Source organism: Flavitalea flava (assembly GCF_054461575.1).
Genome location: NZ_JBTLQH010000002.1, coordinates 204,586 through 219,604, shown reverse-complemented (window position 1 = coordinate 219,604; position 15,019 = coordinate 204,586). Strand labels below are relative to the sequence as shown.

The 15,019-nt window shown below is 46.3% G+C and carries 11 protein-coding genes; 6 read left to right on the top strand and 5 right to left on the bottom strand.

The window, feature by feature from the left end:
- Nucleotides 1–3 precede the first annotated feature (3 nt).
- On the bottom strand, nucleotides 4–1,299 hold the full coding sequence (locus ACX0G9_RS03435; RefSeq protein WP_459063449.1) for a hypothetical protein: 1,296 nt from the start codon (nucleotides 1,297–1,299) through the stop codon (nucleotides 4–6).
- A gap of 150 nt (nucleotides 1,300–1,449) precedes the next feature.
- Here ACX0G9_RS03435 and ACX0G9_RS03430 point away from each other — a divergent pair, with 150 nt between their 5' ends.
- Together ACX0G9_RS03430 and ACX0G9_RS03425 are read left to right on the top strand one after the other, a co-directional pair.
- A complete protein-coding gene (locus ACX0G9_RS03430) occupies nucleotides 1,450–2,247 on the top strand; it encodes a DoxX family membrane protein (RefSeq protein ID WP_459063448.1) in 798 nt (265 codons plus the stop codon).
- A 68-nt stretch (nucleotides 2,248–2,315) separates the two neighbouring features.
- Complete coding sequence (locus ACX0G9_RS03425; RefSeq protein ID WP_459063447.1) at nucleotides 2,316–3,533, top strand: DUF1624 domain-containing protein; 1,218 nt, start codon at nucleotides 2,316–2,318, stop codon at nucleotides 3,531–3,533.
- 5 nt (nucleotides 3,534–3,538) lie between these two features.
- On the opposite strand, the gene ACX0G9_RS03420 is transcribed toward ACX0G9_RS03425, so the two are convergent.
- From ACX0G9_RS03420 to ACX0G9_RS03405, 4 genes are all read right to left on the bottom strand, one after another.
- Nucleotides 3,539–5,911: an ABC transporter permease gene (locus ACX0G9_RS03420; protein ID WP_459063446.1), complete on the bottom strand. Its 2,373-nt coding sequence runs from the start codon at nucleotides 5,909–5,911 to the stop codon at nucleotides 3,539–3,541.
- Nucleotides 5,912–6,060: 149 nt separating this feature from the next.
- Nucleotides 6,061–6,816 (bottom strand): MlaD family protein, encoded by a 756-nt coding sequence (locus tag ACX0G9_RS03415; RefSeq protein ID WP_459063445.1) that lies wholly within the window; start codon nucleotides 6,814–6,816, stop codon nucleotides 6,061–6,063.
- 13 nt (nucleotides 6,817–6,829) lie between these two features.
- Nucleotides 6,830–7,624 (bottom strand): ABC transporter ATP-binding protein, encoded by a 795-nt coding sequence (locus tag ACX0G9_RS03410; protein WP_459063444.1) that lies wholly within the window; start codon nucleotides 7,622–7,624, stop codon nucleotides 6,830–6,832.
- Between the two features lie 7 nt (nucleotides 7,625–7,631).
- Complete coding sequence (locus ACX0G9_RS03405) at nucleotides 7,632–8,438, bottom strand: MlaE family ABC transporter permease (RefSeq protein ID WP_459063443.1); 807 nt, start codon at nucleotides 8,436–8,438, stop codon at nucleotides 7,632–7,634.
- 262 nt (nucleotides 8,439–8,700) lie between these two features.
- Here ACX0G9_RS03405 and ACX0G9_RS03400 point away from each other — a divergent pair, with 262 nt between their 5' ends.
- From ACX0G9_RS03400 to ACX0G9_RS03385, 4 genes are read left to right on the top strand one after another with little or no spacing between them, the layout of a single operon-like run.
- Complete coding sequence (locus ACX0G9_RS03400) at nucleotides 8,701–9,882, top strand: hybrid sensor histidine kinase/response regulator (RefSeq protein ID WP_459063442.1); 1,182 nt, start codon at nucleotides 8,701–8,703, stop codon at nucleotides 9,880–9,882.
- 55 nt (nucleotides 9,883–9,937) lie between these two features.
- On the top strand, nucleotides 9,938–13,597 hold the full coding sequence (locus ACX0G9_RS03395) for a response regulator (protein ID WP_459063441.1): 3,660 nt from the start codon (nucleotides 9,938–9,940) through the stop codon (nucleotides 13,595–13,597).
- Between the two features lie 11 nt (nucleotides 13,598–13,608).
- Nucleotides 13,609–14,442, top strand: a complete 834-nt coding sequence (locus ACX0G9_RS03390) for a CheR family methyltransferase (protein WP_459063440.1) — start codon at nucleotides 13,609–13,611, stop codon at nucleotides 14,440–14,442.
- On the top strand, nucleotides 14,429–15,001 hold the full coding sequence (locus ACX0G9_RS03385) for a chemotaxis protein CheB (RefSeq protein ID WP_459063439.1): 573 nt from the start codon (nucleotides 14,429–14,431) through the stop codon (nucleotides 14,999–15,001). The genes ACX0G9_RS03390 and ACX0G9_RS03385 overlap by 14 nt, the downstream gene beginning before the upstream one ends.
- Nucleotides 15,002–15,019 lie beyond the last annotated feature (18 nt).

The window sequence follows — 15,019 nt, the reverse complement described above, 5'->3', positions numbered from 1 at the left end:
AAATCAGAACTCATCATCAAAGGATACTTTCTTATTCGATAATCTGACATAGTCCACTGATCCGGTTCCCTGGAATACAAAATCTATCCCGATAATTTTTGATCGGGTAATATGATCTGCCTGAAGCACAAATTTGCCATTCAAAAATATGCTGGCCTTTCCGTTGGCCGATTCGACCCTCACTTTGACAAAGTTGTTAAAATCTACGCCGAAAGCGGACAGGTCCTTTTCTTTTCCAGAGATCTTATAATCTGTAAAAAAGAAATTGATGGCAGATTCGCATCCTTTGGCGCATAGCGGAATGCCGACAGCGGTACCCTCACACAGCAGATAGATATTGCTCATTTGGCATACGGATGACCCTTCCCGGTAGTCATTTCTCAAAAAAGTTTCAAAGACAAAGTCGTCGGTATATATTTCTCCCAGATCAGGTACATTACAATAGGACAGCAGGGGCGCCTGGGGCGTCAGCGGGACATTCTGCGCTTTGATTTTTTCGATGGGTAAAGACATTTTCCCGTTGGAAACTACATCCTTTTTGTTAAAATAGACAGGCACAGGTGAAGCGGCCATGGCTGTAACCCATCCATCGGACCGGATCAGAAGATCCAACTCTTTAACAATCTGGTCATTGACCACCAATTTGGGGTTAAAAAAACCAGGGTAATAATAGATCAGGGTATGCTGATGCTGGTCTTTGGAAATTTTGGTCCGCAGCCTGTTATCCCAGGATTGCTGAAGGACCACGGAATCGGATGGCGCCTTGGTAGCATCAAAATTAAAAACCACGGAATTGGGTATACCGGCCGTTAGGATTCTTTTGCTGCTGAAAGCGTAATTACCAGGGGGGATCTTCTTTTTTATGGAAGGAATTAACCACATGGCGGCTGCAGCCAGGCAAATCAGCAGAAAGACAAAAATCAGTTGTTTTACTATCCTGGATTTCCCCCTGGCCTCCTTACGATTTTCAACCGGCCCAATACCTTCAGCCGGCATTTCCGGGAGTAGGGCACCCTGCTGGTAATCGCCGGCATTTTTTACCTTAAATTCCCGCCAGCTTTCATAGCCGATAAATTGCACCAGTGTATTGAGCGTATACATTTGGGGCAGGCCTTCGTATTTAACCTTTCCCCAGATCCGTTTAAGGGTTATGTGGCTAACCGAAGCGCCGGTTTCCTGCTGGATTTTTTTACTTAAGGCGATGAAATCCTGGTTTGCCCATTCGACGCTCTTACCCCAGCCGAGCTTTTCCTCGATCTTGTTTTTAGCATGGGCAAGAAAATCCAAGTCGGCGTGCATATGGGTATTAAACTTTATATGAGGCAAAGATATTTTAAAAGAGCCGATCTGTAGCAGTTTGTTCAGGTTTGTTCCAATAAGAACAACCTGGGAATTTGCCCCATCTTCCGTATTTCCGAAATTGCCTGGAAGTATCAACTATACAAGTACATGGAAAAATTGATCGGAACTGGCAGGATATTCTATGGAATTGCCATCGCAGCCGTTGGGTTTCAGCAATGCTTTTACGCTGATTTTCACCCCATGGTTTTACCACCCGGGCATACCTGGCTTCCCGCATTGGGGTTTTGGGCCTGGTTTTCCGGTGCCGCTTTCCTGGCATCCGGTGCCGCGATAGTTTTTGCGGTAAAGGTGAGAACTGTTTCGCTTGTTCTCGGAACCGTACTCCTGGCTATTTTTTGTTTTTATTATATTCCCTATGAACTATTCGTTGATCCTTATTATAAACATTTGGGAGAATGGGGGGAGGCTGAAAAAGAACTGGCTTTGTCAGGTGGCGGTTTTGTTATCGCAGGGACATATACCTGCGAAAACGGAAATACCCAAAAAAAACCTCTTTTTATCCGGTTCCTGGAAAAACTCATTCCCTTTGGCAGGATATTCTTTTCGATAACCATGATCAGCTTTGGCATCGATCATTTGTATTATACAAAGCCTATCTCAACCATGATCCCTGCCTGGATTCCGGCTCATATCTTCTGGACTTATTTTGCCGCCTTCGCCCTGATTGGATCAGGCATTACCATCATACTGAAGATCAAAGACAGGCTGACTGCGACTCTGCTGGGGCTGATGATCCTTCTTTGGTTTATCTTCCTGCATATTCCCGGGGCAATCGCTCATCCCTTTACGGATAAGGGGAACGAAGTGACCAGCGCCTTTTCAGCCCTGGCCTTTAGCGGAATTGCTTTTGTTATTGCAGGCAGTCGCTTAAGAAAACACCAATAAAACACTATATTGAAATTGAAATGGAAGGTATCTATGAAATTCATGAATCTAAGAAAATACAACCACCTATGATAATTCAGGAATCCAGGGAAATGCAACAATCTATGATAACCCGGGAATCGGGTAAAAGATTTTATGCTATCGATATTGCCCGGGGGCTTGTTATGGTCATTATGACCCTGGACCATGTCCGTGATCTTCTGCATGCGAACGCAATAGACCAGAGCCCCACCAATCTGGCGACTACGACCCCCCTGTTATTTTTTACCAGATGGATTACCCATTTATGTGCTCCGATATTTGTTTTTCTGGCCGGCACATCAGCGTATTTATCCTTTACCCGTAAAAACGATGTCCGGCAAAGCAGGATTTTTTTATTCAAACGGGGACTTTGGCTTGTCCTGCTTGAATTTTCCATCGTGAACGTTGGTTTGTTTTTTGACCTGGGTTTCCATAACCTGCTTTTCGAGGTAATCGCAGCGATCGGGGTTGGATTTATCCTTCTTTCCCTGTTCATGAAATGGTCCGCTAAAACCATCGGCCTTATTGGCCTGTTGATTATTTTTTGTCACAACCTCCTGCCCCTGATCTCATTTGGGGAAGGCTCGGTCCTGAAGGCTTTTTTGTCACCCTTTTACAGCCCCATAGGATTTCCCGTATCTGGCGGCCGCATTTTTATGATCGGTTATCCGCCAGTTCCTTGGCTGGGGATTATGATGGTGGGGTTCGCCACCGGTAAATTCTTTGATTGGCAGGAAACCCCGCGAAAAAGAGTCTTCCTAAGGTTGGCAATAGCATCCTTGCTGCTGTTTGTGTTTTTACGATTCCTCAATTTTTATGGTGACCCTGTACCCTGGTCATCCCAAAAAACGATGATCTATACCTTCCTTTCCTTCATGAATATCACCAAGTATCCTCCATCCCTCTTATATTCTTTGGTTACGTTGGGAATACTTTTTCTGATCCTGGCTTTTACGGAAGGGGTGAATAACAGGATCACCGCTATTGTCCGTGTTTACGGGAAAGTACCCTTATTTTATTTTATCGTTCACTTTTATATCATTCATACCATATTGCTCCTGATCCTTTTTTGCCAGGGTTTTCATTGGGCTGACCTTAATTTTTCTTCAGGGACATTCGGCAGACCGAAGGGGAAAGAGAGCGGGATTCCGCTATGGGCGGTTTATCCGGTATGGATAGCCGTCGTAGCTTTATTATATAAACCCTGTGCCTGGTTTGGCCATTATAAAGCGATGCATAAATACTGGTGGCTACGGTATATGTAAAAATCTCATTCCGATCGCAAACTCTTCACCGGATTGGCGATCGCTGCTTTGATGGCCTGGGAACTGACTGTTACCAGGGCAATGGCAACCGCGCCCAGACCTGCCAGGACAAACACGGACCAGCTGAAATCGATCCGGTAATCATACTTGTCCAGCCAGCCTTTCATCAACCAGTAGGCGAGGGGAGAAGCAATCAGACAGGAGACGCCGACAAGCAGGACAAATTCTTTTGACAACAGCATCACCAAATTGGCGATTGAAGCACCCAGGACTTTCCGGATACCAATTTCCTTGTTTCTTCTTTCCGCCATGAACATGGCGAGACCGAAAAGCCCAAGACTGGAAATAAAGATCGCCATTCCGGCAAAAATGCCTGCTAATTTGCCGACCTGCTTTTCCGTAGTGAACTTTTTATCGAAATCCTCGTCTGCAAAATGATATTCGAAGGGCAGGGAAGGATTGTATTTGTCAAAGACAGGTTGAATAGCCGTCAGGGTTTTGGAAAGGTCGGCGGTTGATTTAAAGCGCAGGAATATATTATTTACATTATTATAGCGGTTAAAAATGATAGCCAGCGGCGAAACTGTTTTGAATGGATCGGTTAGTACCACATCTTCCACGATTCCAATGATGGTAAGCGGGTTTGTTGCTGATTTCATTGTTTTGCCAATCGGGTTTTTATAACCGATCAATTTCAGCGCGGTTTCATTTAGGATCACGGCATTGGAATCGGTCTTATACGCTTTGGAGAAAAAACGCCCCTGTTTGAGTTTCAAACCTACGGTATTGCCAAAATCCCATTCCGCCATGATGGCATCCAATGCGATATCTGCATGCGGGTCTTTCCCTTCCCAGGAAAAATCACTCCAGATATTATAGGTGGCAGTCATCGGCTGCGAGGCTGTTGCCACCGATTCGATACCTCCTGTGTTCAGCAGATCCTGTTTTAATGCATCATAATGTTTTACCAGGTCGTTGCTTGCGGCAACGGAAAGCAGCCGCTTAGGATTATAACCGATAGAACGCTCCCTGGCATGGTTGATCTGTTGAAAAACGATAAAGGTGCAGATGATCAGACCAATGGAAATACTGAACTGTGAAACGACCAAAACCTTGCGAAAAGAAACAGCCCCCTTTCCCTGTTTGTTTAATCCTTTTAATATCCGTACAGGGAGGAAGGAGGAAAGATACAAGGCCGGATAACTTCCGGCGATCAATCCTGTAATCAGGCAAAACAATAATGCCGCCCCCAAAAGAGATATCTTCGTCAGATCGACCCTAATATTTTCAAACCCCAGATCGGCCAACTGAGGTAATAAAAGTTTAATTAAACCAAGAGAAAGAATAAAAGCCAAACAAGCGGTCAGCAGCGATTCTCCCAGGAACTGGAAGATCAGATCGATCCTTCTTGAACCAAGTGTTTTGCGAATCCCAACTTCTTTCATTCTGGTCTCTGAACGGGCCGTGGACAGATTCATAAAATTGATGCATGCGATCAGGAGTACAAAAATGCCGATGATGCCAAATAGCCGGACATAGGTTATTTTCCCGCCCGCATATTCTCCGTTCTTAAAATCATTATGAAGATGCCATTTACTCAAGGGGTGCAGGAAAAGTGTTTGATTTTTGAGGGTAGGGTCTTTTTCCATGTTCAGGTTCATTATCTTTTTGGAAAAGGCTTCCATCGAAACACCCTCCTTTAATTCTACGACATTCATCAGGAAATTATTCGACCAATTTGTTTTGTTGCCTTTGACCCAGTTGTCGTGATCGATTACAAACTGGTAAGGAGCCAGAAAATCAAAATCCAGGGTGGAGTTCTTAGGTACATCTTTTATCAGACCGGTTACCTGGAGTTCATACTGATTATCCAGCCGGACGGTTTTGCCAATAGGATCGGCGGTTCCGAATAAAACGTTGGCGAGGGATTCGGTAAGTACTATGGAATTGGGATCTTTTAATGCGGTGGCCGTATTGCCTTTTACCAGGGGGAACGTAAACATTTCTAAAAAATCAGGATCGACATATCTGCCGGCCCGGCTGAACTTATTGGTAGTGGTCATCAGGCTGTGGCTGGAGTTCCAGCTCAGACGGGAGGCATTTTTTACCTCCGGGTAATTGTTTTTCAATTCGTCGTGGAGTGGCAGCGGAGAGGATTCCTGGGTATTACGTTGATTATTGAAAATGGTATTTTTCATCACCATGGCCAGCCGGTCCTCATGTTGATGGAAATTATCGAAGCTGGTTTCCTGCTGTATCCAGAGACCGATAAGGAAGGCGAAAGCCATTCCTGTGGCCAGACCGAAAATATTGATAAAAGAGAGCGCTTTGGTCTTAAAAAGATTGCGCCAACTGATTTTGAAATAATTCCGGAACATGTGTCAAAAATTGATTGGTTGAATAATAACAATACCGGTAGATCTTTAACCCTGCCAAGGAAATGCCGGTTTTGTATTATGCTGGTAATCAATTTTTTATTCCTGGGTCACCAATTGGACTGTTCACTTTTAGTACAACCAGTGTCCGATTAATTCTTATCCTTTTTATTCCCCTGATCCGCATTCTTATTATCCTCTTCCTCTTTTTTCTTCTGTTCTTCTATTTTTTTCTGTTTTTCTTTATCTTTCTTTTTAAAATAACCACGTAATAAGAAACTGTGTTTGGCTGCCTCCATATTTTCATTCAGGCCCTCTGAACTCTTTTTGAGATTCTTCATGGTCGAACTGAGGTTCGTGGAAAGCGTGGTGTCATGAAGCAGTTTGCCCAGGGCGCCTTTTCCATGCACGATTCGATCGGAGATCTCCGCCAGGTTGGAGGTGATCAGGGCGGCGTTGTCCGCTGAAGTCTTCAGGCTGGCCATGATCGCATCGGTTTCAATGGGTTGACGGGAGCCAAGTGAATCGCCTTCCGCTACCATTGTCTGTGTAGGAGTTCCCGGAGAGATAACGACCACTTTATCCCCCATCAACCCTTCTGAGCCAATATTGGCCCTGGCGTCTTTTTTTATGAATTTCTGGATAGGTTTCTGAATGATCATCTGTACCTGAACAGTGGTATCATTGACCAGGGCAATCCCATCTACGGTTCCGATATTGATCCCGCCAAGACGAACATTGCTGCCGATCTTCAGACCGGCCACGGAATTGAACATCGCATTGACATGGATGACGGAGCCGAATTTGTTTTTTTGTTTACCGATATAATAAATTCCGGCAACGGCTACGATCAGAGCGACCACGGCGAACATTCCCAATTTCCATTTATAATTTTTTTCTTTTGGCATGGCAGTAAATTTTTTAAGGAAAAAATGATTTGATCCATTCGTCTTCCGATTTTTCCAGTTCTTCATAGGAACCTTCGGCGACGATCTGTCCTTCTTTCAACATAATAATTCGATCGGCCGTCATCTTTGCGCAGGCCATATCGTGCGTTATCGTAATGGAAGAAATATTATATTTTTTTTTGGTAGACATCATCAGTTCGCTGATCTCTTTGGAAGTGGCGGTATCCAGCCCGGTAGTGGGTTCGTCGTACAACATCAGTTCCGGATGAAGGATCAATGTCCTGGCCAGACCGATGCGTTTGTTCTGCCCTCCGGACAATTTGGAAGGCATCTGGTCGATAGCCTCCGCCAGGCCGACATTGTCGAGCGTTTCCTGTATAAGGGCATCCCGTTTTTCCTTGGGCATTTTCTTTTTATGTTGTTTGAGCGGAAAGGCAAGATTTTCCCGGACAGTCATTGAATCGTAAAGGGCGGCATTCTGGAAAAGAAAACCAGTCCGCAATCTCATTTCATTCAGGTCATGGTAATTGAGGGTGGAAATATCTTTACCGAATACCTTCAATTCTCCGGAATCCGGCCATTCCAGTCTGACCAGGCATTTTATCAGAACGGATTTGCCGGACCCGGATTTTCCCAGAACCACCAGGTTCTCTCCTTTATTGACCACCAGATCGATCCCTTTCAGCACCTCATGGTCTTTAAAAGATTTCTGCAGCCCCTTGATACAAACGACAGGTCCCTCAAAAGATTCATGGTGCTCTTCCTTCAAGTCTTCGTTATATTCTTTTATTTCTATATCCTGTACCATACGTGAATTATAAAATGTCGGTGATCTGGGCGGCCAGCAGATCGATGATAAAGACGGCGAGTGATGCAGCTACGACCGCTGAGTTAGCGGCTATGCCCACGCTTTCAGTTCCTCTTCGGGCATGATAGCCTTTATAACAGCCAATAATACCCACCACAAAACCGAAGAAAAAAGTTTTGATGATCGCAGGAAAGATGTCGATGAATTCCAGATGAGCCAGGGCCGATACAAAAAAGCGGCGGATGGTCGTGGTGTCATGGATATTCATCGCTACATATCCTCCGATCAGAGAGATCACATCCGCGAAAATGGTCAGCAGGGGGATCATCAGCGTCGTTGCCAGCACCCGCGTAACGACCAGATAACGGTATGGATTAACGGCGGAGACCTCCATGGCGTCGATCTGCTCGGTCACTTTCATGGAGCCTAATTCCGCTCCCATCCTGGATCCGATATTTCCGCAGCAGATCAGGGCAGTAATGACCGGCCCGATCTCTCTAACCACGGATACGGCTACCATGCCCGGTAACATGGAAACAGCGCCAAAAGTTGCCATAGACGGACGGCTCTGGATGGTCATGACCAATCCCATGATAAAACCTGTAAGACCGATGAGAAAAGTTGATTTATAACCAACCAGGTAACATTGATAAAGGATCTCTCTCCATTCATAGGGAGGCTTGATGGCTTCCCGGAAGAACCGGCCTGCAAAGGCGACCATATCTCCGGCGGCGTAAAAAAAACCTTTCAGGTCACTCCTTTTCTGGGTGACTTTTACTTTTGCTTTTTGATATGGGTTAAGGCTGGTATGCATAATGGCTTATGGTTTACATAACGGTAACAAAGCCATAGATTCAATTATTAATCCAAACCAGGATTTTTTATCCGGCAAGGGCTTTAAAACCTCCAAAACCGGCGGATTACCTGAAGATCCCGCACAATACTCTTTAAAATGACCGGGCAGGCAAGACCGTTTCTTTCAAAAATTGTGGAAATACTTCCCCAACTATTCACACTAAAAAATCTATATTATCGCTTACATTTGTTCCCTCCGGTATCTCTCATAAATTCCCAGTATGATATTGATCGTTGACGACAAGCCTGAAAATATTTTTTCACTCAAGACTATCCTGGAACTGAACTCCTTTCCTACGGATACGGCTTTGAGCGGGGAAGAAGCGCTGAAGAAAATCCTGAAGCAGTCTTATGCCCTTATTATACTCGATGTGCAGATGCCGGGAATGGATGGTTTCGAGGTGGCCGAGGCGATCAGCGGCTATAGCAAGGCCAAGGATATTCCCATTATTTTCCTTTCTGCAGCCAATACGGACAAAAAATTCATTACCAAAGGATATAGTTCCGGGGGAATGGATTATATCACCAAACCCATCGACCAGGATATTCTTTTGCTTAAAGTAAAAACCTTCTACCGGCTTTATGAACAGAACCGGGAATTGATCGAGATCCATAACAGTTTGCGGTCAGAGATAGAATTCCGGAAAAAGGTGGAGATGGAATTGCAGGATGCCGTGAAAAAAAAGGATGAATTCATCAGTATCGCCAGCCATGAGTTGAAAACCCCGCTCACTACCATTAAAGCTTATGTGCAGTTGCTGGACCGGTCCCTGGACGAAACGGATCCTACCAAGACCTATGTGGCAAGGGCCCTGGTGCAGATTCGCAAGCTGGACAATCTGATCGTTGACCTGTTGGATCTCTCCAAGATCGAGAGCGGCAAACTGAAATTCAACAAAAAGACCTTTAATTTCGAAACCATGTTGTCCGGGGCGGTAGAAACCATCCGGCAGACTTATCCTGACTATCAGATTATCAGGAAAGGTCAGGTGACAGACATTTGTTTATTCGGGGATGAAATGCGTATCGAGCAGGTCGTCATCAACTATCTGACGAATGCCATAAAATACTCTCCTGACCAAAAAGAGGTACATATCACGGTCTCCAGGAGGGAAGGCAACCGGATCTTCGTCCAGGTAAAAGATTTCGGGATCGGCATACCGAAAGAATTTCAATCCAATATCTTCAGTAAATTTTACCGGGTGGAACAGGCCTCGAACCGTTTCCAGGGGCTTGGGATCGGTTTATATATTTGCGCCGAGATCATCCGCAGGCACGACGGGGAATTTGGGGTAGAGAGCGAGCCCGAAAATGGTTCGGCCTTCTTTTTTTCCATACCGGTTTATGACGGGTCTTCTGAACAGCCCTGTCCCGAACAGCCTGTCCTGAATAAGCTGTCCTGAATAGCCTGTCCTGAAAAGAAAATTCAACGAAATAATAACAAACAAGCATAGTCCGATGAATAATACGAGTCAACCCCGGTTATTACGCAACCTGCAGATAGGTTTCGGATTATCGTTATTGATCCTGATCATTAGTTCTGTAGCCGCTTACAGCAGCATCCACAATTTGCTGGAGGGTTCCCGCTGGGTGTCGCATACCGACTCTGTGATCATCCAGCTGGAGAGCGCCCTTTCCACACTAAAGGATGCCGAAACGGGACAACGGGGGTTTCTGCTGACCGGTGATACTACCTTCCTTCAGCCTTTTAACGGTGCACAGGATCGGGCGCTGACCATTTCCGAACGTGTCCAGGCCATGACGATGGACAATCCGGTGCAGCAAGTGAACAGCGCAGACCTTAAGCGCATTATTGGCCAGCGGTTGAGCGTCCTTCAGGAGATCATCGAGCAAAAACGGTCCGACAATATTTATAACCTGTCCGATCTGAAAAGAGGCAGGGAATATATGGACCAGGCCCGCGAACTGGTGCAAAAAATGCAGGCAGAAGAACAGCGGCTGCTGGCCCAGCGAATGGCCCGGGTGGAGAAATTCTCAGAATACACCCCCATATTAATTCTTGTTGCCGCTTTTCTCTCCATCCTGATCACGATCTTTTTCTACCGGAGGGTATTTGGGGATTACCTGGAAAGAGCGGGTTTGTATAATGAATTAGAAAAAAAGGATGCCGAAATCTCGCGGCGCATAGATATCATCCGGGAGATCGCGGACAAAATATCGGAAGGGGATTACCAGACCCGTGTCTCGGATGAGCAAAAAGACGGGCTGGGCAATTTGTCGGGTTCCCTGAATAAAATGGCGGAATCACTGGAAGATTCCTTTCTGCAATTATCCGATAAGGAGTGGCTGCAGACTGGCATCGCCGGGCTGAATGAAGAAATGGTGGGTGAAACGAATATGCAGGTTTTGGTCTCGGATGTCATTGCGTTTATTGCCGGCTACAGCCGCAGCCAGCTGGGGGCTTTATATATAACGGATGGAGAAACGCTTCGTCTCCACGGAGGGTATGCATTGGCTGCAGAAGGCCGCCGGGAGACCCTGCGTTATGGTCAGGGGCTGGCAGGCCAGGTGGCCAGGGATGGGAGCACGATCCAGGTAAAGGATATAGATCCGGCCGGATGGGTGATCAGCCTGGCTTCGGGTGCGATCCTGCCCAAAACAGTAATTGCCTTTCCTTTTTTCTTCGAGAAAATGGTCAAAGGAGTAATCGAACTGGGAACGCTGGAATCCTATACCGATCGTGATCTTGAATTTTTTGCCTGCATAAGCGAGAATATCGGTATGGCGGTCAACAGCATCGAGACCCGTTCCCGTTTGCAGGAATTACTGGAAGAGACGCAGGCTCAGACCGAGGAATTACAGGTCCAGCACAGTGAAATGGAAAACCTGAACATGGAACTGGAAACCCAGGCAGAAAAATTGCAGGTATCCGAAGAAGAACTGAAGGTGCAGCAGGAGGAATTGATGCAGACCAATCAGGAGCTGGAAGAAAGAAGCCGTTCCCTTGAAGAAAAGAATCAGTTGATCCTTTTGCGCAACCTGGATATTCAGAAAAAGGCCGAGGAACTGACCGTCAGCACCAAATATAAATCGGAATTCATGGCCAATATGTCCCATGAATTACGAACCCCGCTTAATTCCATTCTTTTATTGTCGAGATTACTGACCGAAAATTCCACGCAAAATCTGTCTACAGACCAGGTTGAGTACGCGCGGGTCATTCAGAATTCGGGTCATGGGCTACTGTCTCTTATAGACGAGATCCTTGATCTTTCCCGGATCGAATCCGGAAAACTGCCATTGGAACATAGCCTGGTAAGGGTGGAGGGAATTGCCGATGATATGCGAAGTCTTTTCCAACCCATGGCCAAAGACAAAAATCTGGAACTACAGATCCTTACCCATCAGGGAACACCTGTCCAGCTGGAGACGGATAAGATGAGATTGGAGCAGATCCTTAAGAATTTATTATCCAATGCGTTTAAATTTACGCCGAAAGGAACCATTACGCTAAGCATATCTCCCTCGCCGGAACGAAAAAATTATCTGGATTTTACGGTAACCGACTCCGGTATCGGTATCCCTGAAAACAAACACCAGTTGATCTTCGAGGCCTTTCAGCAGGCGGACGGCTCTACCCGCAGGAAATACGGAGGTACGGGTCTGGGGCTTTCCATCAGCCGTGAACTGGCTAAGCTGCTTGGAGGGGATATAACCTTGACCAGTGTTCCTGGCGAAGGATCTCAATTCAGGCTGACCATCCCTCAATTCAAGCTGGATCCTGCCCTGGAGGAGCCGCTTGCAAGTGCCGGTTTTATCGGAGGCGAGCTGGTACAATTACACGGAACAGTACAGCAGGGCCTGCCCCCATCCGGAGCGAACCATTCGGGATGGGGGCAGGAAACGGATCGCCCGCTGTTAACCTTGACGCAGATCCCGGCGGATATTCCCGATGACCGGAACAGCCTGGTTCCGGAAGATAAAATATTGCTGATCGTTGAGGACGATCCTCATTTTGCACGGGCCCTTCTCGACTTTACCCGGAAAAAAGGATATAAAGGGATTGTTTCGGTCAGGGGAGATCTTGCGCTTACCCTGGCAAAGTTGTACAAACCCCTGGGGATCCTTTTAGATATCCAGCTGCCGGTTAAAAATGGATGGGAGGTCATGGATGAATTGAAACGGGATCAGGAAACCAGGAAGATCCCTGTCCATATCATTTCTTCCTTCGAAGTAAAAAATGAAAGCCTGCTGAAAGGGGCCATTGATTTTATGCGCAAACCGGTTGGCCCGGAAGATATGGACCTTTTATTTAAAAAAATAGAGGTTGCGCTTAACCGGGGGGCAAGGAAAGTGCTGATCGTGGAGGACAATGCCAAACATGCGCAGGCACTGGCATATTTCCTGGCCACGCATGATTTTCGGGCGGAGGTAAGCCAGAGCCTGGAAAAAAGCGTGGAGTCTTTAAAAGGAACAGGAGTGGATTGTGTTATCCTGAACATGGGAGCGCCGGATATGAAAGCCTATGAGACCCTGAATTCCCTAAAGCAGGATCCTGCCCTGGCGGCCATTCCGATTATCGTTTTCACGGGTAAGAACATTTCAAAAGGAGAAGAAGGCCAGATCAAACAATACGCCGATTCCATTGTGGTAAAAACCGCTCATTCCTATCAGCGGATATTGGATGAAGTTTCCCTTTTCCTGCATTTGGTGGATGAAGGCAAGGAAAAGAAACCCGGAAATGCATTGGGGAAATTGGGTGGATTGGACGAGGCGCTGAAAAACAAGACCGTCCTGGTAGCGGATGATGATGTTCGCAATATCTTTTCACTCACCAGGGCATTGGAAAATCATAAAATGAAAGTGCTTTCGGCCATGGATGGAAAAGAGGCGCTAGCAGTAATAGAGAATGTTGCCATCCCGGTCGACATCATTTTGATGGACATGATGATGCCCGAATTGGATGGTTATGATACCATTGCCCGTATCCGGAAGGATCCGCGTTTCAGGGATTTGCCCATAATAGCGGTGACGGCCAAAGCCATGGCGGGTGACCGGGAAAAATGTATTCAGGCAGGCGCATCGGATTATATATCCAAACCGGTGGACATCGATCAGATGATATCCTTATTGCGTATATGGCTCTATGAAAAATAATAAATACCTGCATGGAAATATCCGTCATACAAGAAGAGGAGCTGGAAATATTGCTGAATGATCTGTTCACCTTGTATGGGTATGATTTTACCGGCTATTCCAAGGCCTCCCTCCAGCGCAGGATACAACGTCTTTTTTCGGTGGATAAATTTCCCGGTTTTGCAGAATTCAGATATCGTTTGCAGAACGATGCTTTTTATTTCCGCCGTTTTGTAGAAGAGATCACGGTGAACGTAACCGAAATGATGCGGGATCCCTCTTTTTACCGTACGTTACGGAGTACGGTACTTCCGGTGCTGGCTACCTATCCGTTTATCCGGATCTGGCATGCCGGTTGCTCGACAGGGGAGGAAGTGTATTCGATGGCGATCTTATTAAAAGAAGCGGGTCTTTTGCATAAATCTTTGTTGTATGGCACGGATATCAATCCCCTGGTCATCGAAAAGGCCCGCAAAGGGATCTTTCCCATCAGCCAGATGCAAAAATATTCCGGGAATTATATCCAATCCGGGGGAGTCAGGGATTTTTCTTCCTACTATACGGCTAACTATCAACTGGCAAAATTCAATGCCGATCTAAGCAGGAAGATGATCTTTTCGACGCATAATCTCGTTTCGGATTATTCCTTTTCAGAATTTCAACTGATCCTTTGCCGTAATACCCTGATCTATTTCGAAAAGGAATTACAGGCCAAGGTCTTTAATCTCTTTGATTACAGCCTGGAAAAGTTCGGTTATCTCGCCCTGGGATCAAAGGAGTCTCTCCGGTTTTCCCCTATCGCCGGGCGGTACAGGCAGGTCGGTAAAGAAAAAATTTGGAGGAAAGTCATCCATGAAGCAGATTAAATTGATCGTCATCGGAGGGTCTGCAGGCAGCCTGCAGGTTTTGCTCAATATATTGTCGGTTATACCCGCGAACTTTCCTATTCCCATGCTGGTCGTCCTGCACCGGAACAGCGCCTTCGAATCCAGTTTGGAAGAATTGCTCGCTTCCAAAACAAAGGCGATCATAAAAGAAGTGGAAGAAAAGGATGCCGTCACGGCTGGTACCATCTATATCTGTCCGGCAGATTATCATGTGCTGATTGAAAAAGAGCATAGCTTCTCGCTGGATTATTCCGAGCGGGTGAATTACAGCAGACCGAGCATCGATGTCACTTTCCGTTCCGCTGCAGACGCCTATGGGGAGGGACTGGCCTGTATCCTGCTTTCCGGCGGCAATGCCGATGGCGCGGAGGGATTGGAGTATGCAAAAATAATGGGTGGAATGACCATCGTCCAGGATCCCGCTTCGGCAGATGTATCCTATATGCCGGAACAGGCCATTGCCAGGACAACCGTCGATCATATCCTTCCTGCTATGGAAATTCCTGGTTTTATCAGCCGGTTAGGCCTGGCCTTCTGATTTATGAAAAGATAATCT